Origin of the sequence: Streptomyces sp. CB01881 (assembly GCF_002953255.1) — a bacterium.
Taxonomy (GTDB): Bacteria; Actinomycetota; Actinomycetes; order Streptomycetales; family Streptomycetaceae; genus Kitasatospora.
This window is the reverse complement of sequence record NZ_CP026498.1, coordinates 11,305,543-11,326,021: the sequence shown is the minus strand read 5'-3', so window position 1 is coordinate 11,326,021 and position 20,479 is coordinate 11,305,543. Positions and strand designations below refer to the sequence as shown.

Sequence of the window (20,479 nt, the reverse complement as noted above, 5' to 3'; positions counted from 1 at the left end):
CCGACCACGGACGGGCGCGGGCGACGCCGGCAAGGGTGGGGACGGGGGCCGGGCCGTCGTCGGCTGCTGACGGCCTCAGTCGTTGTCGATCTTGTTACCGGCGGGGTTGAGCACGTACCAGCCCGCACCGAAAGCCTGGGAACCCTGGCCCTTGGTGTCGCCCGGGTTGTGGTCACCCGAGAAGTAGTAGAGCGGGTGGCCGTGGTACGTCACCTCGACGCTGTGGTCGGCGCGGGTGATGGTGCCGAGCTCGGACGCGGTGACACCGGCGCCCGTCTGTGGGGCGCCGCTGGTGGTCAGCGGCGGCCAGGCCGAGGCGCACGCGCCGTCGCAGTTCGACATGGTGGGGGCGTCCTTCTCGAACAGGTACACCGTGCGGCCCTGGCTGTCCGTGAGGATCATCCCCAGGTCCGAGCTGTGCACAGCGACGACGGTCCCGCCCGAGCCGGCCGCAGCCGCCGGTGGGGACGAGGGCGCGCCGGGTGAGACCGCCGCGGGCGCAGACGAGGCGGGCGAGGAGGACGGGGTGCCGCTTCCACTGCTGCACGCAGCGACCCCCAGGGCGATTGCGGGCAGCGCCATGGTTGCCCAGGCGAGACGGCGCATGATCGATGCTCCTTCCGCGGACCGCCGGCCCCGGAGCGGGGCCCGTGCGAGCCGGTCACCCTTCGGTACGTGGCCCGACCCGCCGGCGTTCATCCGTCTCGCACTGCTTTCGCCCGCCGGTCCTCACCTCGACGACCGGCGCCGCCGAGGGCGGCCGGGGCTGGGCCGGCCGTCCGCCGTCCACGTCCGGGAGCGCGCTCCGGGACGGTCTACAACCTGGACGTCGTCGGAGAAGGTCTCTCCCCGGCGCACGAAGGCGTCGTGGCCCTGGCGCAGACCATCTCCGCAGCACGGGCCGCGGACCCGGCCGAGGTCCGCGACGCGGGCGAGGCGGTGAAGGCCGAGGCCGACGCCGAGATCGAGGCTTCGTCTTCCGGACGATCTGGCGGGTCCTGCGGGTCCTGCGGGTCCTGGCCGCGCACGACGCCAGGGTGGTCGGCCGGATCACCGGCTGCGCGCACCCTGATCGACGGCGGCGAGTTCGCGCTGACCTACACCCACCGCATGCGGGTCCAGGAGCAGCCGGCCAGCTTCGTGGTGCTGGTGCGGGCGGTATGGCTGTGCGACCTGCCCGAGACCGAGCGGCTGCGCCCGGTCCGGCACCTGCCGGGACCGATCCTCCCCGCAGGCCTCGCCGGGGGCGGCGTAGGGAATCGCTGACCAGCGACCCGCTGTGCACTGGTGGCAGTGTCAGTGCCCCGTGTCACTGTGCGACCCATGATCAACGATCTTGAGGGCATCGACCGCGTCGACTGGGCGTCCATGGGGCACGCCTACGGCCCGGCCGACGAAGTCCCGCTGTGGCTGGAGCAGATGGCCTCGCCCGACCCCGGCGTCCGGGAGAGGGCCTTCAGCAGCTTCTACGGCTCGGCCCACCACCAGGGCGACGTCTACTCGTGCACGGCAGCGAGCCTGCCGTTCCTTCTCGCGCTCGCCGACGATCCCCGGGTGCCCGACCGCGCGGCTGTCATCCGGCTCCTGCTCAGCATCGGCAGCGCGGCGCTGGACTGCGACCCCGACGGCGTCTACTACAGCCCGTCCGGTCACGCGTCGACGCCCCATGCGGATGTCGTGCCTCAGATGCGTGAGCGTGCCGAGGACTTCGTCCGGCACGCGGCGGACCCGGATCCGCAGGTGCGGCAGGCCGCCGTCCCAGCCCTGGGGCTGTTTCTCGATGACGCCGACCGGGCGTTCGCCCTGCTGCGTGAGCGGCTGGCGGCCGAGAGCGGCACCGTGGAGCGGCTGCTGGTCGTCGAGGCGGCCGCGACGCTGGCCCGGCGACTGCCGGCCGCGCTCGGCCCGGTGACGACCTGGCTCGCCACCCTGGCCACGGACCCGGCGCCGGCCGCCGACATCCGGCTCGCCGCCCTCGTCCACCGGGCCGTCTGCACACCGGAGGTGATCGACGCCGGCCTCGTCCCGACGGCGACCGACCTGCTCCAGCAGCTCACACCCGAGCCCGCGCCCGAGGTCGAGGCCGACGCCCGGCCGGCCGACTGCGGGCAGTGCACCTGCGCAGACGTCGCCGCCGCACCGGCACCGGACCAGGGCGTCCCGCCGCAGCTCGCCGCAGTCTTCGCCGACCTCGATCGGCACGGCCGTGTGCACGCCCCGACCACCGAGCTGCTGACCACCCTTCACCAGGTGTTGGACACACGGCTGCCCGAGCGCACCGCCCTGCTCACCGCCCAACTCCGCAGCCCGGACCGGGCCACCCGGTACGACGCCATCACGATGGCCAAGGCCCTGATCGGCTCCTGGCGCGGCGACCACTCCGGCCTCGTCCGCCTGCTCGCCGACTGCCTGCTGCCCCAGGACCCCTACACCGCCGCCGAAGCGGCCGAGGCCCTCGGCCAACTCCCCGCCGCCCTCGCCGAACCCGCCCGCGAGGCCCTCGCCGCCCTCGTCGAAGCCCACCGCGCCGCCCACGGGCCGACCGTGTGGGCCACACCGCACCCGCTGCTGCGCCGGGCCCACCAGGAGGCGGTCACGGCACTGGCCCGCCTCGGCGACGAGCGAGCCCTGCCCGGGCTGTTGGCGGCACTGGACACCGACGCCGATGCCTGGCGCGCGGTGCAGGTCGCCGGCTACCTCCCCCAGGCCGCCGGGGAGCTGCTGCCCAGGATGTCCCGGCGCCTGGCCGAAGCGGACTTCTCGCAGGACTGGCCCTGGTCGGACGCCTGCGCGCTGGTCGCCGCCCTTCGCCGGCTCGGCGACCCGGCGGCCGTACCCGCACTCACCGCAGCCGTCACCGCCTGCGTCCGGCACGAGCAGTGGCGTGGCGCGGCCGCGGCCCTCCACGCGCTGGCCCGCTTCGGCACCGGCGCCGCCTGCGCCCTGGAGGCGGTCCGGCCGCTCGCCGACGCCGAGGACCTCGACCTGCGCCTCGCCGCGGCAGAAGCCCTGTGGGCCCTCGAACGCGACCCCGCGGATGCCGTGCCGCGGCTGACCGACCTGCTCGACACCCACAAGCAGCAGGACGCGGCCGACGTCCTCGGCCGGATCGGAGCGCCGGCGGCCGCGGCCCTGCCCCACCTGCGGCAGATGCTCCAGGCCGGGCACGAGTGGACCCGGGTGCACTCCGCCGCCGCGATCCACGACATCGGCGGCCCGGCCGAGGCAGAGGCCGTCCTGCCGGTGCTGCTGGAGGCCTGGGAGAAGAACGACTCGACCGCCCACCACGTACTGCAGTGCCTGCAGCGGATGGGCCCCGCCGCCGCGCCCGCCCTTCCCCGGATCCGCGCGGAACTTGCCCTCGCCCGCCGCAGCGGCGGCTTCTTCAAGAGCGTCGAGGACGACGAGGCACTGCAGCGCGCCGGCCGGGCCTGTATCAACCAGTTGGCCTGAGCGGGGGTTTGGTGCCGTTGGGCCACACGCAGGGGGAACCGAAGCCGATGGTCAGGGTGGTGGCCCAGTCGCCGCCGTCCTGGATGGAGGCTCCGAAGCCGTCTTTCGGGTTCTCCAGGAAGATGCTGCCGGGGCCACTGGTGGTGACATTGAAACCGGCTTGGACGAGGTGTTCCCGGAAGGCATCGAAAGTCGCCGCGTGGTGGTCGGCCGGGATACCGCGCAGGTAACGGGACGTCATGGCCATAACTCGGCCGTCCTTCTCCGAGGGGGCGTCGTCCTTGAAACAGGTCGCGTCGCCGTCTCGTTCCGCGACGGCGTTCACGGGTTGGGGCAGGATGGCGAAGGTGTCGGTGAAGTACGACTCCGTCCGTTGCTTGGCCTGGTCACGGGTCATGGTCGGCTTGGCATCCGGTGGCCCGCAGGCGGTTGCGAGCAGGGCCAGGACCGGGGCGATGAAGCGTAGGATGCCGGTGCCGCGGAGCCGCGTCACAGCAGGGCCCCGGGGGTGCCGGCGATGACCTTGCCGAACTCGTACACCGCGCCTTTCTTGGGGTCCCAGTAGTGCCCATGGTCGCTGTCCCCGGCTTGCAGATGGTGCGCGCCGAAGTCGTTGTCCACGGGGTCCAGCCCGAAGGCCAGGCTGGTGCTCGCCACGTTTTTGATCATCGTGTCTTCACTGCCCCGGGCGACGTAGACGTGGGACGGGTCGATGTTCAGGTCCTTGGCGTGGTCGACGCCGACGCCGGGGCTGCCGACCAGGATCACGTCGTCCACGGGCAGTTTGTGCTCGCGCATGGTGAAGCCGACGACGACGGTTCCGTAGCTGTGGCCCATGAGGGTGTTGTGCGAGGGGTTGCCCTCGTGGGTCGTGCGCAGGGCGGTCTGGAACCGTGCCAGGTCGTTCTTGGCGTTCTCGGCGTACGAGTCAAACCCCGCTTCGGTGTACACGTTCTGGGGCGCGTCGTAGCCGACCCAGGTGATGGCGGCGGTGGTTTTGCCTCCGTCCGCCATCTTGGCCGCCCTGGCCATCTCGTCCGCCTTGTCCACGTCGCCGTTGGCTGTGGCGAATCGGGAGGAGGTGCCGGGGACGAAGGTCACGACGTTGTCGGCGGTGTCGGGGTTGTTGACGGAGATGATCGCCCGGCCCTTGCCCTTGGTGTCGAAGCCCAACAGGAAGGCCGGCGCGCCGCGCATCGTCAGATTGTCGCCCGTCAGCCGGCTTTCGATGCCCTTGATCGAGTCGATCTTCTCCTGCAGGTCCTTCTGCTTGCGGTGCCATTCTTCGTAGTCGGGGTTCGGGACCGGATCTCCCTTGACCCATCCGTTGAACTGCTTGGGCTCGGGCCCCAGGTGGTTGAGCTGGAGTTGGAGGTCCTGCTTGGTCCGTGCCAGGTTGATCTGGTTGGCCTGGTTGCGGGCGACGACCGGGATGCCGTCGAGGTTGCCGACCTGGTCGGGGTGGTTGAGGATGAAGCGCTGCTGCTGGACTTCGGTGAGGCTGTCCCACCAGCGTTTCGCGGTGTCGGGGTCGGTCCCGGCCGGGGGTACCACGTCGCGGGCGGCGACCGCGTCCTGGTCCTTCTTGACGGTGGCCGAGTCCAGCCCGGTGCCGCTGGTCGCGTTGTAGGAGAGGTGGCTGAGGCGCTGTTCGATCTCCGAGTCGGCGTGGGCGGCCTCGTTGAGGGCGGCGGTGATCCGTCGGCTGATCTCCTTGGCGGTCTCCTCGGCCTTGTCACCGGCGTAGTTCGCGGAGCTGGGCTCGTTGTCCCAGCTGAGGGTGCCGTCCGTGGCGACGGTGAACTTCCCTGTCCTGGCGTCGTCCAGAGCGCTGATCAGGTGTGCCTGGGCGGCTGCGAAGCCTTCGGCGGCGTCGGCGAGGGCACGGCTGACGAAGGAGAGTTCCTGCTTGGCGTTCCGGAGCTTGGTGGTGATCGCCGTGAACTCGGCCCCGGCGCTGTCTGCGCTGCTTCCGGTCCACACCGATAGGCCGAGCCGGTCGACGACCTCGTGCTGCCAGGACTCGACGTGTTGTCCGAACGCGGTGATGAGGGTGTCGTAGGCGCTCTTCGCCGTGGTGATGTTGTTGATGTTGGCGTTCTTGAGGGTGGCGATGTCCATCGGTTTCACTGTGCCTTTCCTGCGCCGGCGGCTCGGCGGGCTTCGGCGGCCGGGGACAGGTCACTGGTGAGGACGGTGTTGAACGGGTCATTCGCCGGAGGCTGATAGGTGCTGGTACCAGTGACGCCGCTCATGGACACCGACACGTTCTGCTCGTTCTGCCGGTAGGTGGCGGCGGCGGTCGTGAGCTTGGTGCCGGCGCTGCCCATCTCGCCGGCGAGCTTGTCCAGCAACGTCTTCCAGCCGGCGGCGCAGTTGTGGATCGCGGGCCCGGTGAGCCAGCCCTGGAGCGTCGACGCGGCCTGGTCGTTGGGCTCGGTGATCTTCGCCGTCTCGAGCGGTATCTGGCCGCCCAGGTGCTGGGCGGTTCGTCCACAACCCTCCAGTGCTGATGGGTTGACGCCGAGAGCGGGCTGCGCATAGGGACTTGGCACGGTTTCCCCCCGTGGGTCAAAGTACGATCTTTTGATTATCGTCAGTATGCGAGCAGTGTCCAGTTGGTGACGTCGGGTTGCGGGAAGGTGCGAGGCCGGCACGGATTGCGGCACATCGGCCAGTGGATCTCCACGCGTTCGCTTACCCCGAGGGGTGACCGGGTGACGGTTCCAGAGTGTGGAGGCTGCCTCCGAGGACGCCTGGTACGCGCCCGGGTACGGCGACGACGCCATCCACGCCCGCGACCTCCCGGTCGTCGCCACCGCCCTGCCGCTACTGCGCCGCCACGGGGCCGACGCCCCGGTGTGGCACCGGTTCGGCCGCCGGCTGGCACACCCTCGCCGACGCGTTCGGCAACCCGGACGGCGACGAGCTGCTCCACGCTGAGCAGGCCGCAGCGGGACTCGTGCGTCTCCTGGAGGAGGGGGGTAGCCCCCGGAAGAGTTCGGTGGCTGCCCTCAGCGCGGGGCAACGGGATCACGGGAAAGGATCTTCTTACGTTGTCATACGCAAGTTGAGGGGCAAGAACGCATGGCTAAGTACCCCAAGCGCATCAGTCGGCGGGGACTGCTGGCGACGGCGGTGACCGTGGCGGGGGCGGTCCTCGCCCCGGTGGCGGTCCAGGCGGCCGCTGCCGACACGGTCTACACGGCCGGTGGGATGCAGGATCCGGTACGGGCGTTGGAACGGGCGGCCCACCCGCTGCGTGCGACCGAGCCCGGCGGGAACACGGCCGACCTGCGAGCCCTGTCCGTGATGATCGGCGACGCGAAGGTGGTCGGCCTCGGCGAGGCCACCCACGGCTCCCATGAGTTCTTCGCCATGAAGGAGCGGGTCTTCCGCCACCTTGTCGAAGAGAAGGGCTTCACCACCTTCGCCCTGGAGCTGAGCTGGTCTGCGGGACTCCAGATCGACGACTACGTCCAGAACGGCACGGGCGGTGACGCCCGCGGTGTCGCCAGGCAGACCCTCGCCGACTCGCCCTGGGACCGTGAGGAGTTCGTGAGCCTCATCGAGTGGATGCGCGACCACAACCGCCACCACCCCGACCGCCCCGTGCACTTCATGGGCGACGACATCGGCGCCCCCTCGTTGAACGACGCGTTCTTCGCACGGGTGACCGGCTACGTGCAGAAGAACCACCCCGAGGCACTGCCGCGGCTCAACGACCTCTACACCGGCCTGCGGCCCATCGACAACGTCTTCGCCTACCTGGGCAAGCCGCTCGCGGAACGCCAGCAGCTCGCAGCCAAGGCGCAGCAGGCCCTGGAACTGGTCAGCGGCAAGAAGGGCTCCGGCGGAGACGCGTTCGACTGGGTCGAGCAGAACGCCCGTTCAATCGCCCAGACCGCCAGGTTCCTCACCATCGACCCGAACGACCCCGCGTCGCTGCCCGACTTCGAGCTGTTCCGGGACGAGGTGATGGCCCAGAACGTGGCCTGGTGGCGGCAGCACACCGGCGACAAGATCCTGGTGTCGGCGCAGAACAACCACGTCGGCTACGTCTCCGACAACCCTGAGCTGTACTCCAGGACGCAGGGGTCGTTCCTGCGCGACACCATGGGCAAGGACTACCTGCCCATCGGCTTCACCTTCAACCAGGGCTCCTTCCTGTCGAAGGACGCCGCACTCGGCGGCGACTGGAAGAAGTTCACCGTGGGCGCCGCCGAGCCCGGCAGGAACGAGCACACCCTCGACCAGGTCGGTTACCGAGACTTCTACCTCGATGTCCGCAAGGCCCCGGCTGCCGCGCGCGCCTGGTTGAACGTCGCCCGGCCCACGCTCAACATCGGCACGCAGTTCCCCGAGAAGCCCCGCGCCACCGCGATCGCCCAGTCCTTCGACGTCCTCATCCATCTCCACGAAGTCCGGGAGGCCGACAAACTGAAGCCGTGACGACGCCGGCGCGCGACCACGTCCTCGCCGCGCTGTGCCCGGTCCACGCGAAGCCGTGGCAGGGGCAGCCGTCTCGATTCCGCCGGACACCTGGACGGCCCTGGTCCGCCGCGGGCGTATCTGTACCCGCTGCCCGATGCCGTTCTCGGACGAGCGGTGGCAGATGCGCGTTGCGGGCCGGCGCCCGGGGCGACGACGGGCTGTGCGCCGACTGCCGTCAGGCCGCCGCCGACCAGCGCGCCCGGGAGAGGGCCGACCGCGAGCGGGCCGCCGCCGAAGCTGCGGCCGCCGAGGAGGAGCGGCGCGGTTCCCGGTGGCGCCGCTCCTGACCCTGCCTCACCCTCGGCGCAGGCCGCTGACCTGCGCCGGGGAGTTTCGCCACCCCTGCTGACCTGCACTGGTGAGTTTCGCCCCGGGTGGTGAGTCTCGCCCCGGGGCGCCGGTGAGTTTGCCCGCCCGGCCGGGATCGACACATGCGGGTGTGCGCGGTCCTGGCCGACGACGGCCGGGTGCGTCTGTTCCACTGGGGCGGTGTGCGGTACGTGGGGACCGCGGCGGGGTCGGCAAGGACGAGCCGGAGCGCCGGGGGAAACCGATTTCGTATTGGAGCGGTTGCCGCATAAGGTGGTGTCACCGACGCGGGGTGGAGCAGCTCGGTAGCTCGCTGGGCTCATAACCCAGAGGTCGCAGGTTCAAATCCTGTCCCCGCTACTACCAAGGCCGGGGCTGGCGCACGAGTGCGCTGGCCCCGGCCTTGTCCGTTGGCCCTCGTGTCCGAGTCCCGCTTTCCGTGTCACTGCCGGTACGGGAACAGAGCGGTGTCGTCCAGGCCGTAGCGGGCAGTGAGCCGGCCAAGGAGTGAGTAGGTCGCCTCCCCGGCGAGGGAGATCCGCCTTGCCGGACCTGTAAGGGCCCGTTGGGCGGGGCGGTGGGTTCGGAGCGGGAGTTGCGCACCGAGGCGGCACCAGAGACCGCGGAGTGCCCGGACTGCGCCGCCGCCCGTAAGAAGAAGGATCTCGGCCCGCTGCGGCTGCCGCTGTCGACCGCGAAGGAGCGGAAGTAGAAGCAGCGGAACAGGCTCGAGGATCCGTGGTGGGAGCTGCGGCTGCTCCATGAGAAGCTCTGCCCCGCCTGGAAGCGCCCAGTGTGATCTGCTTCCGGCTCAGGGCGCCTGCAAGGGGTTCCTGGGTCGGGGTGTGCGGGGGTGGGGTTGGCTACTGGCCGAAGTCGTCGAAGGCGGCCTGGAGGTCGCCGGCCAGAGATCGGAGGTCGCGTGCTTAATCAGGGGGCTGGCACCTGGGGCACAGCTCGTGGCGGCCCTCGGGTGTGATCACGGTGCCCCAGCTGCGGCATTCTTCGCAGCCGCGGGCCCGGTCGATGTTCGCGCGGACGGTAGGAGCGTGGGGGTGGGCTCCATGAGTCATGGGTGATTTTCCTCTGTAGAGCACTATCACTTACGCCCAGTTTGCCATGGTTCGTATAGATATGCGGCATGGGTCGTCGGTGCTCGTGATCTGCCTGGGCGGCAAGACGCAGGTTCACGGCAAGCGCAGGGTGCGCCCGGACGCGGTGCTCCAGGCGGCGGAGAACGGGGTGCCGGTGAAGGTCCGGGCCAACGCCCGGCCCTCGCCGGCCAGGAGAGCGCCGACCGGACGGTGCCCCGGTGGACCCCGGGCGTACTCGCGCCGGGTACCCGCCGGTTGCCCTGGTCGTCACCGACGCCGGACCGGTCGGCCTGGCCAACCGGCAGCAGGCCGTCGCGGATCTGTCCGCCGACCGTTGGCGGGGCTCATGGCAGGCCATCCCCTTCCACGACAACGACGGGGACGGCCGGCGCGAGTACGACGACGCCGTGCTGCACGGCGTGATCAGAATCGGTGTGTCCCGCCGTTTTCGGGCCGGTGGCGAGTGGCGTCGGTTCGTGTTCCGGGTTCACCGGTTGTGGGGGCGGGCCATGAAGCCGCGGTCGGGCTGCGGGGGGAGCCGGTGGCGGTCGCGCGTGGTCTCGTCGAAGTCGTCGAGGAAGCCGTGGAGGACGTCGGCGAGGTGGGCGGGGGAGTCGAGGGTGAACAGGATCGGTTGGTAGCCGGCGACCTGGTAGGGCAGGCGTACGGCCTCGGTGAGGTTCCACGGGCGCAGGTCGGCGCGGGTGAAGCGGGCGAGTTCGCCGGAGGAGGACAGCAGCGCCGCTCCGTAGGCCTTCGGGTGGCCGGCTTCGAGCAGGACGCCGTATTCGAGGGTGAACCAGTACACGCGGCTGATCAGGTCGAGGGCGTCGGCGGAGTCGACGCGTGCGGCCGCGGCTCCGACCGTGCGGTAGAGGTCGGCGGAGAACGGGTCGGCGAGGTGGATGCCGTGGCCGAACACGTCGTGCAGGACGTCGGGTTCGGGCGTGTAGAGGGGCATCGCGGGGTGGCGCAGGTACTGCACGGCGTGGAAGTAGCCCTCGGCCATCGCGCCCAGGAAGCGCTTGTTCGCAACGATGCCGCCCGCCAGGGTGAAGCGGAACCCGGTGAGGGCCTGCAGGGCGTCGGAGACCTCGGCGTGCTGCGGTACGGCGTCGGCGGGCACCGGGGCGGCCGCCCGCGCGGCGAGGACCTCCCGGCAGGCCCACTTGTCCTGCCCCGCCCGTACCGCGGCGTGGGCCGTACGCCAGGTGGCGTGCTCGGCCGGGGTGTAGGGCACGGGCCCGTACGGATCTCCCACCCGGTGACCGGCGGCCGCCGCCGTGATCCTGTTCCGGCGGCGTACGTAGGCGGGGTCCGCGATCCCGGGGTGCAGGCTCGCGTCGCCCAGTCGCGATCCGTCCGCGTTCAGGGGCGTCAGGTTCTCCCAGTCGACCACGATGCGATCCTGACAGGTGGAGTGCCGTGCCTCCAGACCGCCCTCCGGCCCGGACCGGCTGGAGTGCCCGGGGTGCGTGCAGGCCCGTGCGGCCCCGGCCGGGTCGTCCTCGTCCTCCTCGTCGTCCCAGCCGAGACCGTCGCAGTCCTCGTCTTCCTCTCCGGCCGGGGCCGCACGGGACGGTTCAGGGACCGGCCACGGTGCGGCGTCGTCGGAGCTTTTCTCAGGCGGCTGCGGTCAGTGGGGCACCCGGTTGTCGGTTGCCAGCACGTCGCCCGGCACCGTCGAGCCCGTCTGGCGCCGCAGCATGCCGATCGCCGGGTCGGAGATGGAGACCGTGAGCCGGTAGGGCGGCTGGCCGGTGATGGTGTTGTGCGAGTCGGTCGGTGCCGTCAGGCGTTGCTGGACGGCGAAGCCGTCGAAGCCCGGGCACAGGGCCGCGGCCGGGAGGGTCACCTGTACGGACGCGCCGTTCTCGGGTCCGACGTGGACGGTGCCGCCCGCGTCGGACGGGGTGTCGTCCGGGGTGTCGTCGTCGCGTGTGAGCGGGAGGCCGTGGGCCCCGCCGACCAGGCCGTCCGGGCCTTCGATCTCCACCGCCACGCCCTGCGGGCCGAGTGGCGCGGACAGGTCCAGCGTGCGGTCGCCGACGCCCGGGCCGAGCTGCAGGCCGAGGGTGAAGTGTCCGGGGTCTTTCGCCGAGGTCCGTGAGAACCCGTAGGAGCCGAGGACGAGTTGCGGTCCTGGCAGTGGGGTGTCCGGCTGTGGTCTGGTGGCGAAGGTGAAGGATGCGGGCGCCGGTTCGAAGTGGTGGAAGCCCTTGGTGCCGCACCTGGTGCCGTCGGAGACCCCGCCGCCGGGCAGCGCGACGTCCACGGTCGGCCGGGGCGATGCGGGCACGGCCCGCGGGTTGCGCGCCGCCAGGCCGTCCCCGTTCAGCAGACCGGCCGGGTCCGCCCCGACCGCGACGGCCAGCAGCGCCGCGAAAGCGGTGACCGCGATCAGCACGGTGCGCCGGCGTCCGGGCCGGGTCCACCTTGAGCGGGCCGCGCCGGAGGCCGCCCCGGGTGCCCAGCGGCGGCCTCCCGGGTCCACCGGCGGCTCCCTCCGCCACTGCGCGGCGAGCATCCGGGTCCGGGCGGTCGGCTCCTTGACGGCGGCGTCCCCGATGAAACGCTCGTCCAGGACGAGTCCCTCGAACGGGTCGGGTGTCGCCCGGCCCGGCGCTATCGGCTCCGGCTCACGGGAAGGGGGCTGGCGGGGTTCCTCGGCGGTTGGCACGGCGCCAGTATGCCCGCCCGTTCGGACACGCCGACCGGGCGAAGCGGCCCGGAACGCCTTGTGGCCTGGACACCGACGGTCACTCGGCCTTCGGGCGTCCCCCGTCACCGGCACCGGCCGCAGCACCGCATTCCGCATGAAGGTCCGGGACGACAATCCGGCCCTCGCCGGAGAGGAACCGGCCGACCGCACGGTGCACTGGTGGCGCCGCGCCTACCCGGGGCACACCCGGGCCGGGTACCCGCCGGTCGCCCTGGTCGTCACCGAGGCCGGACCGGTCGGCCTGGCCAACCGGCAGGAGGCGGTGGCCGGCCTGTCCACGGACTGCCGGGCCGGCAGCCGGTGGACGGTCACGCGGCACGACAACGACGGGGACGGCCGGCGCGAGTACGACGACGCCGTGCCCATCGCCGCCACCGCCGGCCAGGGCCGGGGGAGCCGCGCCGTGCGCAGCACGGCTTCGGTGGCCGGGTGCCACGCCCAAATCGCCGGCGCGGTTCGGCGTCTTCAGCAGCCGTACCCGCCTGCCTGTGCCCTTGCCGACGGTGCCGGCACTGTGCCCGCCGCGACCGGTCGAGGAGGCGGAGCCGGTGCGGACGCCGGTGACCGTCACGCCTGGTTACGTCCTCTGCTACGAGTGCGACGGCCTCGGCCGGTGTCCCGGGTGCGGTGGCCGCGGGTGGGTGCCCGGCCGGAACCGGCCGCGGAGTCGGTGCGGGGAGTGCGGCACGACGAGGGTCTGCCCCGTCTGCCGGGGCGGGGGCGAGTTGGCCGCCTCCGGTCTGTCGGAGTACCAGCGCGGCTACTACCCGGGACTGGACCTGCACTGACCGAGGAGTCCGCCGGGTGCGCATGCCTTCGCCTCCACCGGGATGTCGTCGTAGGCGCCGGCGGGTACGACGGGATCGGCTGTCGAGGACACGGTGAGCCTTCCGCGGGGCGGCCCGCAGTGACGTGCGGTGCGCACCGTCACTGCGGGCAGGTGCCGGTGGGGTCGACGGCCTGGTTGACGCGCTGGCCGATCACGTGGAGGGTGCGCTGCTGGGCCTGGGTGAGCGGGTCGAAGACGAGGCGGCGGACCTCCTCGACATGGCCCGGGGCGGTGGCGACGACTTTCTCCCAGCCCGTTTCGGTGAGGATGGCCAGGGTGTAGCGGCCGTTGTCCGGATCGGGGGTGCGGCGCACCCAGCCCTGCTTCTCCAGGCGCTTGACCACGTGGGACAGGCGGGAGAGCGAGCCGTTGGTGAGGACCGCCAGGTCGCTCATGCGCATGGTGCGTTCGGCGGCCTCGGACAGGGTGGCGAGGACCTGGTACTCGAAGTGGCTGATGCCGGCATCGTGCTGCAGCTGGGTGTCCAGCGCGTTCGACAGGTTGATCACCATGGCGGCCAGGGAGAGCCAGGTCTGCCGCTCCTCGGCGTTCAGCCAGCGGGGTTCATGCGCGTCCATGACCGCATCCTAGCTTGATCTTTCAACCCAAATCCACTCCTCCTCGCTTGACGCTTCAAGTTTGCCGGGCTAGCTTCGGACTTGAAGCATCAAGTCAACGGATGGGAAGTCCCCTGATGAACACCGCCCTGTGGGTCATTGCCGGCGTCCTCGCGCTCCTGTTCCTGGCGGTCGGGCTGATGAAGATCAGCCAGCCGCGCGAGAAGCTGGCCGCCTCCGGCATGGCCTGGGCCGAGGACGTCCCTCCGAGGTCGGTCAAGGCGGTCGGCGCCGTCGAGGTGCTCGGCGCCCTCGGGCTGATCGTCCCGGCCGTGCTCGGCATCGCGCCGGCCCTGGCGGCCTGGGCCGCCCTCGGACTCGCGGCGACCATGCTCGGCGCCGTCGCGCTGCACCTGCGCCGCAAGGAGGCGAAGGCGCTCCCGGTCGCCCTGGTGCTACTCGTCCTGGCCGCTGTGGTGGCCTGGGGCCGCTTCGGCCCCTACGCCTTCTGAGCCGCACCCCCTCTACCCCCTTCTCCCCAGCGTGATCTTGCAGACAAGGAGTTTCGACATGATCAACCGCCGCAACGTCCTCAACCGCCGCAACGTCCTGAAGGGCGCGGGCGCCGCCGCCCTGGGCGCCCTCGTCCTCACCGCGGTAGCCACCGGAACCGGCCTGGCGTCCGCGGCCACGGCCGGCCCGGAACCGCTGGGCAACCCGGCCGCCACCTCGCAGGCCGAGTCGTCCTGGCCGACCAACCTGACCCATGAGGAGCGCAAGAACCTGGAGACCTTCGACGACCTGGACTTCAACGAATACTCCGGCCAGCACTGGGACCGGATCGGTGAGAGCCACGCGCAGAACATCCGCGTCCACTGGCCCGACGGCCACTACACGGACGGCCTCGACCAGCACATCGCCGATATGAAGAGCCAGTTCGTCTGGGCGCCGGACACGCGCATCACCGAGCACCCGAACCGCATCGCCAAGGGCAACCTGACCTCGGTGACCGGCGTCATGCAGGGCACCTTCACACGTCCCATGCCGGACGGCAAGGGCGGCTTCATCCAGCCGACGGGCAAGAAGTTCTCCGTCAACATGGTCACGGTCGGCATCTGGAACAAGGACGGAGTGATGCAGGAGGAGTTCCTCTTCTGGGACAACCGGACCTTCTACCAGGAGATCGGCCTCGCCTGACCGCGCGTGGCCCGGCGGTGCGAGAACCGCCAGGTCGGCGGGTTTTCCCGGAGTACGACGGGGGGTGTCTGGCCATCAAGGAGACCGACCCGAACGCCGGTCCTCCCCTGCTGCGCCCACCCGAACGCTTCGACAAGATCGGGTCGGTGACCGGCCCCACCCGCGAAGCCGTGTGGAGGGCGGTGGCCCCTGACGGATACCGCGCCTTCGGCGATCTCGTCACGTCCAGGAACCCCAACGACAACCCTCGGTCGTTCCGCCAGAACGCGTGCGTGCGGGTGGGACCGCAGGCCGACGGGCACACCTACGTCTACACCGGTGCACCGGCCGTGCCGATCACCGACCCCGCGTACTCGGGCTGCTGGGCCGTCACAGTCCCTGCGTACACGGGCGACGTCCAGGGCTGCCTGCCGGCGGGCGGGTACTTGTTGGTCTACTCGCCCTACGGGAAGCCCGTGGGCGCCCTTCGAAACAGCCACGAGCATGCCCGCTGATCAGGCGGGCACACCGGGAAGCTCCGAGATCCCCGATTGACGCTTCGGCTGTCCTCACTCTGAATCGTCGACCTTCCCGAGCGGTGCCACCGCGTGTACCGGCTGGTGATCGTGACCTCATAGAAGCTTGACCAACGTGGTCCCATCACAGTCGTGTCCGTCCGCCGGCCGGTGCGCGCGAGCCCACTCGCCGCGCACGGAAGGAACCCGGCCACCATGTCACAGCCCATCGAGGTGATCGGCGGGATCGACACCCACACCGACGTCCACCAGGCCGCCGTCATCGACACCATCGGCCGGCACCTGGCCACCGAGGCCTTCCCCACGACGCCTGCGGGCTACCGAGACCTGCTGGAATGGCTGCAGTCCCACGGCCGAGTGCTGGTCGTGGGCATGGAGGGCACCGGCTCCTTCGGCGCCGAACTCGGCCGCTACCTCCGGGCCAACCAGATCGCCGTCATCGAGGTGGACCGACCCGACCGTCGAGCTCGCCGAGCGGCAGGGAAATCGGACTCCATCGACGCCTATGCCGCCGCCACTGCGGTACTCGCCGGCCGCGCCACCGGCACGCCGAAGCACCGCGACGGCGCGGTCGAGGCAATCCGCGGGCTGCGTGTCGTACGCGCCAGCGCCGTCAAAGCCCGCACCCAGACCGTCAACCAGATGAAATCACTGATCATCACCGCGCCCGCTGAGGTCCGCGAAGCACCGCGCTCACTGACCCCAACCGAGCTGGTCCGGCGGCTGGCCGTAAGCCGTCCAGGCACCGATCTGGCCACCCCGGTCGCAGCCGTCAGACTGGTCCTCAAGCGCCTCGGTCATCGGAGGTGCGACGTCGTAGCACCGCAGGTCGCGCCTGGGGGAGACGGCGAAGGCGGCGGCGGGTGTGTGCTGGGCCGCTGCCCTGAAAACCCGGGTCGCCGGAGGGGGTGCGGGGGTGCTTTCCTGACGGTCGGTTGCCGTGCCTGCGCCAGAATGCCGCCCAGTGCCGCGCATAGTGACTTGATGAGGTCTGTCACGAGCGCCGCCGCTGCTTTGGCCCTGGTCCCGGTGGCCCTGGGGTCGGGTTCCATGGCCCACCAGGCCATCGCCGCCCCGGCCGGTTCCGCCGTGGTGCGCGAGCAGGTGGCGCCCGGTGTGGTCTACGAGGCGTTCACCGTCCCCACTTCGCAGGGAAGTGCCCGGGTCTACGTGGTGACGGCGGATCTGGAGCATCCGGGGGTGGTCGCCAACCTGCTCTACCCAGGCGCGGTCGCTGCCCGGAAGACGGTCTCCCGGATGGGGGAGGAAGCCGGGGCCGCCGCTGCGATCAACGGCGACTTCTTCGACATCACCGAGGAGCAGCACCCCGGCGTCCAGGCGACCGGTGCCGCCTCCGGCCCGTCGGTCCTGAACGGCCGGCCACTGAAGGGCGCAGTGCCCGAGGGGCAGCGTTTCGGCCGGACGAGGCCGCTCGGTGACACCGATGAGGACGTGTTCGGTGTGGGGGTGGACGGCAGGGCCCGGATGGACCGTCTGGTGCTGCACGGTCACATCCGCACCCCACGAAGTGAACTGGCGCTGGGCGGCCTCAACCAGTACGCCCTGCCCGTCGACTCGATCGGGGCCTTCACCTCCCAGTGGGGAGAGGTCTCCCGCGCACGCGCCGCGTGCGGGACCGACGACGATCGGGCCGCCCCCTGCACCAGCGACACCTACGAGGTGACCATCCGCCACGGCCGCATCGCGACGGTCTCCGACGCACCGGGCACCGGCCCCATCGATCCGGACACCACTGTTCTGCTCGGCCGCGAAGCCGGCGCCCGGGCCCTGCGCGGACTGGCTCCGGGCACCCCCGCCGCGGTCGACTACCGCCTCGCCTCCAGCAGCCCGGTGCCGTTCGCCTTCGCCCTCGGCGCCTACCCGCTGATCCGCGACCACCGTCTTCTGCCGGGCCTGGACGACGTCACCGCCGAACCCCGCACGGCCATCGGCATCGGCCACGGCGGGCACACCCTGCGGCTGCTCTCCACCGACGGGCGCGTCGGCACCTCCACCGGACTCACCCTCGGCGGACTGGCTGGTGTCCTCCACTCCCTGGGCTGCGCCGAGGCCTCCTATCTGGACGGCGGAGGGTCCGCCACCATCGCCACCCGGGCGCCCGCCACCGGCCGTGCCGTCGTCCGCAACAACCTCCACCACGACCAGGAAAGACCGGTTCCCAACGGCATCGCGATCTTCTCGGCGCGTCGCTGACGGCGGCTCGCCAGGGCCACGTCGGGATGGCCGTCCTGCTGCAGCTCCCGTCGTGACCGCCTCCGGCCGGGCACGATTAGACATGTTCAGGCCAAGCTGAGTCCTTCACAGCCCAGGCATCGGATATCCGCACGATCTCCGCACTAAGGTGAGGCCCGATCCACGCTCGGCCATCCCCCCGACCAGCGGGCATCGAGCATGCCCGCCGCCAGGACTGGAGTGAACCGACCATGCATCCTCGCCATCTGTGGAAGCGTCTGACCGGCGCGGTCGTGCGCCGTGGCATCGGCGCCACCCTGGGCGCGCTCGCGCTCATCGCCGCCTTCGTCCTCGCGGGCACCGTCACCGGAACGTCGAACGCGGCCGCCCGGCCGGCCGGCGTCACCGCCGCCGGCCAGTGGTCCTGCGCCGGCGCCGCCATCCCGGACGGATGGGTCCTCACCGCCTTCAACAAGGACGGCTGCAGCGGCTGGGGCTCGTGGTACCAGCAGCCGGCCGCGGACGGGCTCTACACCTGCGGCGGCTCCCCGATCGTCCCGGGGTACGTCATCACCGACTACGTCAGGGCCGGCTGCAACGGGGTGGGTGCCTGGCGGCACAACCTCGTCAAGGACGGGATCTGGACCTGCGGCGGCTCCCCGATCGTCCCGGGGTACGTCGTGACCGGCTACATAGTCCCCGGCTGCAACGGAGTCGGTGCCTGGTACCACCAGCTCGCGAAGGGAGGCCTGCTCATCTGCCCCAACTCGCCGATCCCGGCCGGCTTTCGCGCGGGCGCCTACACGGGGCTCGCCTGCACCGGCCACGGCGGCTACTACCTCAACCGCCTCTGACCCCGACGCCCGTACGCCGGAGGTGCCGCACCGCGTGCGGCACCTCCGGCACGTCCGGCGCGGCGCCCCGGCCCCCATGCCGCGCGCGGACGTCCTCCCCGCCCTCGGCGCTCTCAAGGCCGCCACCACCGACCGGCTCCAGCGGCCGCCGCGCCCGCAGGAGCCGTCTGCTCCCGCCACCACCCCGGGCCCGGACGAGTTGTAGCGCTTCACCTCGGGGCGCCCCGACTCGCCATGCCCGCCAACATGCGGCAGGGGCCGCGCAGCGCCCCGGCCGGCGAGCCCGACCACGGCCGGCCGGCGGCGGCCTCCTGGTTCGGACCCAGCCGCAGGGCCGGCGTCGACACCGCCGACCGCCCGGCCAGGGCGGACGTGATGAGCATGAACGGGACCGCGCACGGCGGCAGCGTGAAAGCCGGCAGCATGGCCTGGTCGAGGAAGTCGAACGCATCCGGCCGGTGCCACAGGTACTCCTGGGGTCGCAGCGGGACGCTCGCCTCAGGCGCCCGGGGCCTGCGGCGGACGAGGGTGGGGGCGAAAGCACACCCCGTCCGGGAGGACAGACGCATGCTGCACTACTCGCTCCACCAGCTGCGCGAGGCCGATCTGCTGCGCGAGGCGGACCGGCGGCAGGCCGTCCGTGCCGTGATCGTCCGCCGGTCGTGCCGCGCCCGGGCCGCGGAGCGCGTCCGCCGGCTCGTCCCCGCCCAGATGCGGCGGCGGGCCGCCCAGGCCTGAACCCGACCCCTGCCGCGGACCCGGTCCGCACCACTGGACCGGGCCCGCGTCCTGCCCGGCGGAGGCTTGCCGCCGGAGCCCTCGGTGAATCGTCAGCCGATCGGGATCGGCCCGCGAGGCCGTCTGGTGGGCCATCACCTGTCCATGTACTGTCACATTTCATGACCATCGCCCGTCCCGCCAAGCTGGCCGTCACCCTCGCCGGTGCGCTGGCCGCGCTGCTGCTCCCGACCGCCGTCCCGGCCCAGGCGCAGTCCGCCTGCTCCACGGCCACCGCCGCGCCGGCCGACACCCTGGCCGACGCCCCCGCCGAGGGGGGAGCCGACCCCGAGCAGGCCCGGCTCCGGGACGCGCGGACCGCCGCCTTCACCGAACGAGCCGGCCTCGGCGACTTCGTCCACCGCTTCCCGGCCGCGCTGTGCGCCACCCGCGGCGCCGCGGAGGCCGAGCGCCTGGTCGACGCCTGGGGCGAGGCGCTCTGGCGGGCGGCGGTCAACCGGGCCCAGGGCCGGCGCACCGGCGGTGACCTGCCCGCCCGGGACGACCGCCCGCTGTACTGGGCCCGGCTGGCCATGACCGTCCGACTCGCCCAGTGGCGGCCCGACTTCACCGTGGACGCCGGCCGGCTGCGGCAGCGGTTCGAGGACGCCTCGCGCGGCCTGCGGGACAACGACTTCAGCGGCGCCCCGGACGTGCGCCGGGTGTTCGTCAGCGGCTTCGACCCGTTCGGCCTGGACACCGAGCTGCGCCGGGCCAACCCCTCCGGCTCGGCCGTCCTCCAGCTGAACGGCCGGCGGATCACCCTGGCCGACGGCACCCGGGCCGAGATCCGGGCCGTCGTGCTGCCGGTGCGCTACGGCGACTTCGACCGCGGCATCGTCGAGCGCGCCTTCGGCCCGCGCCTCGCGCCCGGGCCGCGCGCCGGCGACCAGATCACCACGATCAGCCAGGGCTATCCCGGGCTGTTCACCCTGGAGGCGTGGGCAGGCCGCGCCCGCTCCGCCGACCCCTACCCGGACAACGTCGGTGCCCTCTCCGGCGGCACCCGCGACCACCCGGTCACCGCCCCGGGCCTCGGCCCCGGCGCGGAGTTCATCGCGACCTCCCTGCCCGCCGAGGAGATGACCACCGTCCAACAGCCGTTCCCGGTCCGGCTGAACAGCGCCGTCACCGAGATCCCGGCCGGCGGCGACCGGCCGGTCGACCGCGAGGACGGCCCGACCCCCGGCTCGCGCGCCGTGGCGGGGGGCGGCGGCGGGTACCTGTCCAACGAAGTCGCCTACCGCTCCAACCGGTTGCGGCTCGAACTCGCCCCGGACCTGCCGGGCGGCCACCTGCACACCCCGGTCCTGACCGGCCTGCCCGCACTGCCCGACCAGCTCACCGGACCCGACCTGGAACGGAACGAGGCCGCCATCACCGACGAGGTGCTGGACATCCTGCGCCACGCCACCCCCTGAGCGGCCCCGCCGGCACCCGGGGCGTCCTCGGTCGCGGCCGGGAACGGGTGCTCGGGGGCGGGCC

The 20,479-nt window shown here is 71.9% G+C and carries 19 protein-coding genes and 1 tRNA gene; 12 read left to right on the top strand and 8 right to left on the bottom strand.

What is annotated here, in order from left to right; all coding sequences use genetic code 11:
* Positions 1–75: 75 nt before the first annotated feature.
* A complete protein-coding gene (locus C2142_RS38935; RefSeq protein ID WP_241003087.1) occupies positions 76–423 on the bottom strand; it encodes a hypothetical protein in 348 nt (115 codons plus the stop codon).
* A 444-nt stretch (positions 424–867) separates the two neighbouring features.
* Here C2142_RS38935 and C2142_RS38930 point away from each other — a divergent pair, with 444 nt between their 5' ends.
* Positions 868–1,266 carry a hypothetical protein gene (locus C2142_RS38930; RefSeq protein ID WP_148647480.1) on the top strand — a complete coding sequence of 133 codons (399 nt, stop codon included), beginning with the start codon at positions 868–870 and terminating at the stop codon, positions 1,264–1,266.
* 57 nt (positions 1,267–1,323) lie between these two features.
* Positions 1,324–3,453, top strand: a complete 2,130-nt coding sequence (locus C2142_RS38925) for a HEAT repeat domain-containing protein (RefSeq protein ID WP_148647479.1) — start codon at positions 1,324–1,326, stop codon at positions 3,451–3,453.
* On the opposite strand, the gene C2142_RS38920 is transcribed toward C2142_RS38925, so the two are convergent.
* Genes C2142_RS38920 through C2142_RS38910 form a run of 3 tightly spaced genes read right to left on the bottom strand, consistent with a single transcriptional unit; the run spans position 3,437 to position 6,008 of the window.
* A complete protein-coding gene (locus C2142_RS38920; protein ID WP_148647478.1) occupies positions 3,437–3,946 on the bottom strand; it encodes a hypothetical protein in 510 nt (169 codons plus the stop codon). The two genes, C2142_RS38925 and C2142_RS38920, sit on opposite strands and share 17 nt — an antisense overlap.
* Positions 3,943–5,574, bottom strand: coding sequence for an alpha/beta hydrolase (locus tag C2142_RS38915; RefSeq protein ID WP_148647477.1), 1,632 nt, complete (start codon positions 5,572–5,574; stop codon positions 3,943–3,945). The genes C2142_RS38920 and C2142_RS38915 overlap by 4 nt, the downstream gene beginning before the upstream one ends.
* Before the next feature lie 5 nt (positions 5,575–5,579).
* Positions 5,580–6,008 carry a hypothetical protein gene (locus tag C2142_RS38910; RefSeq protein ID WP_148647476.1) on the bottom strand — a complete coding sequence of 143 codons (429 nt, stop codon included), beginning with the start codon at positions 6,006–6,008 and terminating at the stop codon, positions 5,580–5,582.
* A gap of 532 nt (positions 6,009–6,540) precedes the next feature.
* Between C2142_RS38910 and C2142_RS38905 the strand changes: the two genes are divergently transcribed.
* Positions 6,541–7,905 carry an erythromycin esterase family protein gene (locus C2142_RS38905; RefSeq protein WP_148647474.1) on the top strand — a complete coding sequence of 455 codons (1,365 nt, stop codon included), beginning with the start codon at positions 6,541–6,543 and terminating at the stop codon, positions 7,903–7,905.
* A 637-nt stretch (positions 7,906–8,542) separates the two neighbouring features.
* Positions 8,543–8,616, top strand: a tRNA-Met gene (locus C2142_RS38900).
* A gap of 1,221 nt (positions 8,617–9,837) precedes the next feature.
* On the opposite strand, the gene C2142_RS38895 is transcribed toward C2142_RS38900, so the two are convergent.
* The 3 genes from C2142_RS38895 to C2142_RS38885 all read right to left on the bottom strand — a co-directional run bounded on the left by C2142_RS38895 (position 9,838) and on the right by C2142_RS38885 (position 13,479).
* The gene (locus C2142_RS38895; RefSeq protein WP_148647473.1) at positions 9,838–10,749 is read right to left on the bottom strand and encodes a phenylalanine 4-monooxygenase; all 912 of its coding nucleotides are present in this window, start codon (positions 10,747–10,749) and stop codon (positions 9,838–9,840) included.
* A 237-nt stretch (positions 10,750–10,986) separates the two neighbouring features.
* Entirely contained in the window at positions 10,987–12,030 is a 1,044-nt protein-coding gene (locus tag C2142_RS38890) for a hypothetical protein (RefSeq protein ID WP_148647472.1), read from the bottom strand.
* Positions 12,031–12,999: 969 nt separating this feature from the next.
* Positions 13,000–13,479 carry a MarR family transcriptional regulator gene (locus C2142_RS38885; RefSeq protein ID WP_148647471.1) on the bottom strand — a complete coding sequence of 160 codons (480 nt, stop codon included), beginning with the start codon at positions 13,477–13,479 and terminating at the stop codon, positions 13,000–13,002.
* A 116-nt stretch (positions 13,480–13,595) separates the two neighbouring features.
* On the opposite strand from C2142_RS38885, the gene C2142_RS38880 reads away from it, so the two are divergent.
* From C2142_RS38880 to C2142_RS38850, 6 genes are all read left to right on the top strand, one after another.
* Positions 13,596–13,970 (top strand): DoxX family protein, encoded by a 375-nt coding sequence (locus C2142_RS38880; protein WP_148647470.1) that lies wholly within the window; start codon positions 13,596–13,598, stop codon positions 13,968–13,970.
* 58 nt (positions 13,971–14,028) lie between these two features.
* Positions 14,029–14,655 carry an ester cyclase gene (locus C2142_RS38875; RefSeq protein WP_148647469.1) on the top strand — a complete coding sequence of 209 codons (627 nt, stop codon included), beginning with the start codon at positions 14,029–14,031 and terminating at the stop codon, positions 14,653–14,655.
* 146 nt (positions 14,656–14,801) lie between these two features.
* Complete coding sequence (locus tag C2142_RS38870; protein WP_148647468.1) at positions 14,802–15,149, top strand: hypothetical protein; 348 nt, start codon at positions 14,802–14,804, stop codon at positions 15,147–15,149.
* 216 nt (positions 15,150–15,365) lie between these two features.
* Complete coding sequence (locus C2142_RS42110) at positions 15,366–17,384, top strand: phosphodiester glycosidase family protein (protein ID WP_346766428.1); 2,019 nt, start codon at positions 15,366–15,368, stop codon at positions 17,382–17,384.
* A 230-nt stretch (positions 17,385–17,614) separates the two neighbouring features.
* Complete coding sequence (locus C2142_RS38855; RefSeq protein ID WP_241003086.1) at positions 17,615–18,217, top strand: hypothetical protein; 603 nt, start codon at positions 17,615–17,617, stop codon at positions 18,215–18,217.
* A gap of 34 nt (positions 18,218–18,251) precedes the next feature.
* On the top strand, positions 18,252–18,422 hold the full coding sequence (locus C2142_RS38850) for a hypothetical protein (protein WP_153882870.1): 171 nt from the start codon (positions 18,252–18,254) through the stop codon (positions 18,420–18,422).
* 4 nt (positions 18,423–18,426) lie between these two features.
* Here the strand turns inward: C2142_RS38850 and C2142_RS38845 are convergent, their stop codons facing one another.
* On the bottom strand, positions 18,427–18,786 hold the full coding sequence (locus tag C2142_RS38845) for a hypothetical protein (protein ID WP_148647467.1): 360 nt from the start codon (positions 18,784–18,786) through the stop codon (positions 18,427–18,429).
* Here C2142_RS38845 and C2142_RS38840 point away from each other — a divergent pair.
* Both C2142_RS38840 and C2142_RS38835 read left to right on the top strand, forming a co-directional pair.
* Positions 18,785–18,955, top strand: coding sequence for a hypothetical protein (locus C2142_RS38840; protein WP_153882869.1), 171 nt, complete (start codon positions 18,785–18,787; stop codon positions 18,953–18,955). The two genes, C2142_RS38845 and C2142_RS38840, sit on opposite strands and share 2 nt — an antisense overlap.
* A gap of 161 nt (positions 18,956–19,116) precedes the next feature.
* Positions 19,117–20,415, top strand: coding sequence for a pyroglutamyl peptidase (locus tag C2142_RS38835; protein ID WP_148647466.1), 1,299 nt, complete (start codon positions 19,117–19,119; stop codon positions 20,413–20,415).
* Positions 20,416–20,479: the final 64 nt, after the last annotated feature.

What these genes read in the sequence shown, in the direction of transcription:
- C2142_RS38840 (WP_153882869.1), top strand. Translation starts at nt 18,785, where the DNA reads ATGCTGCACTACTCGCTCCACCAGCTGCGCGAGGCCGATCTGCTGCGC.
- C2142_RS38845 (WP_148647467.1), bottom strand. Translation starts at nt 18,786, where the DNA reads ATGCGTCTGTCCTCCCGGACGGGGTGTGCTTTCGCCCCCACCCTCGTC.
- C2142_RS38835 (WP_148647466.1), top strand. Translation starts at nt 19,117, where the DNA reads ATGACCATCGCCCGTCCCGCCAAGCTGGCCGTCACCCTCGCCGGTGCG.
- C2142_RS38915 (WP_148647477.1), bottom strand. Translation starts at nt 5,574, where the DNA reads ATGGACATCGCCACCCTCAAGAACGCCAACATCAACAACATCACCACG.
- C2142_RS38905 (WP_148647474.1), top strand. Translation starts at nt 6,541, where the DNA reads ATGGCTAAGTACCCCAAGCGCATCAGTCGGCGGGGACTGCTGGCGACG.
- C2142_RS38880 (WP_148647470.1), top strand. Translation starts at nt 13,596, where the DNA reads ATGAACACCGCCCTGTGGGTCATTGCCGGCGTCCTCGCGCTCCTGTTC.
- C2142_RS38925 (WP_148647479.1), top strand. Translation starts at nt 1,324, where the DNA reads ATGATCAACGATCTTGAGGGCATCGACCGCGTCGACTGGGCGTCCATG.
- C2142_RS38855 (WP_241003086.1), top strand. Translation starts at nt 17,615, where the DNA reads ATGCATCCTCGCCATCTGTGGAAGCGTCTGACCGGCGCGGTCGTGCGC.
- C2142_RS42110 (WP_346766428.1), top strand. Translation starts at nt 15,366, where the DNA reads ATGTCACAGCCCATCGAGGTGATCGGCGGGATCGACACCCACACCGAC.
- C2142_RS38885 (WP_148647471.1), bottom strand. Translation starts at nt 13,479, where the DNA reads ATGGACGCGCATGAACCCCGCTGGCTGAACGCCGAGGAGCGGCAGACC.
- C2142_RS38875 (WP_148647469.1), top strand. Translation starts at nt 14,029, where the DNA reads ATGATCAACCGCCGCAACGTCCTCAACCGCCGCAACGTCCTGAAGGGC.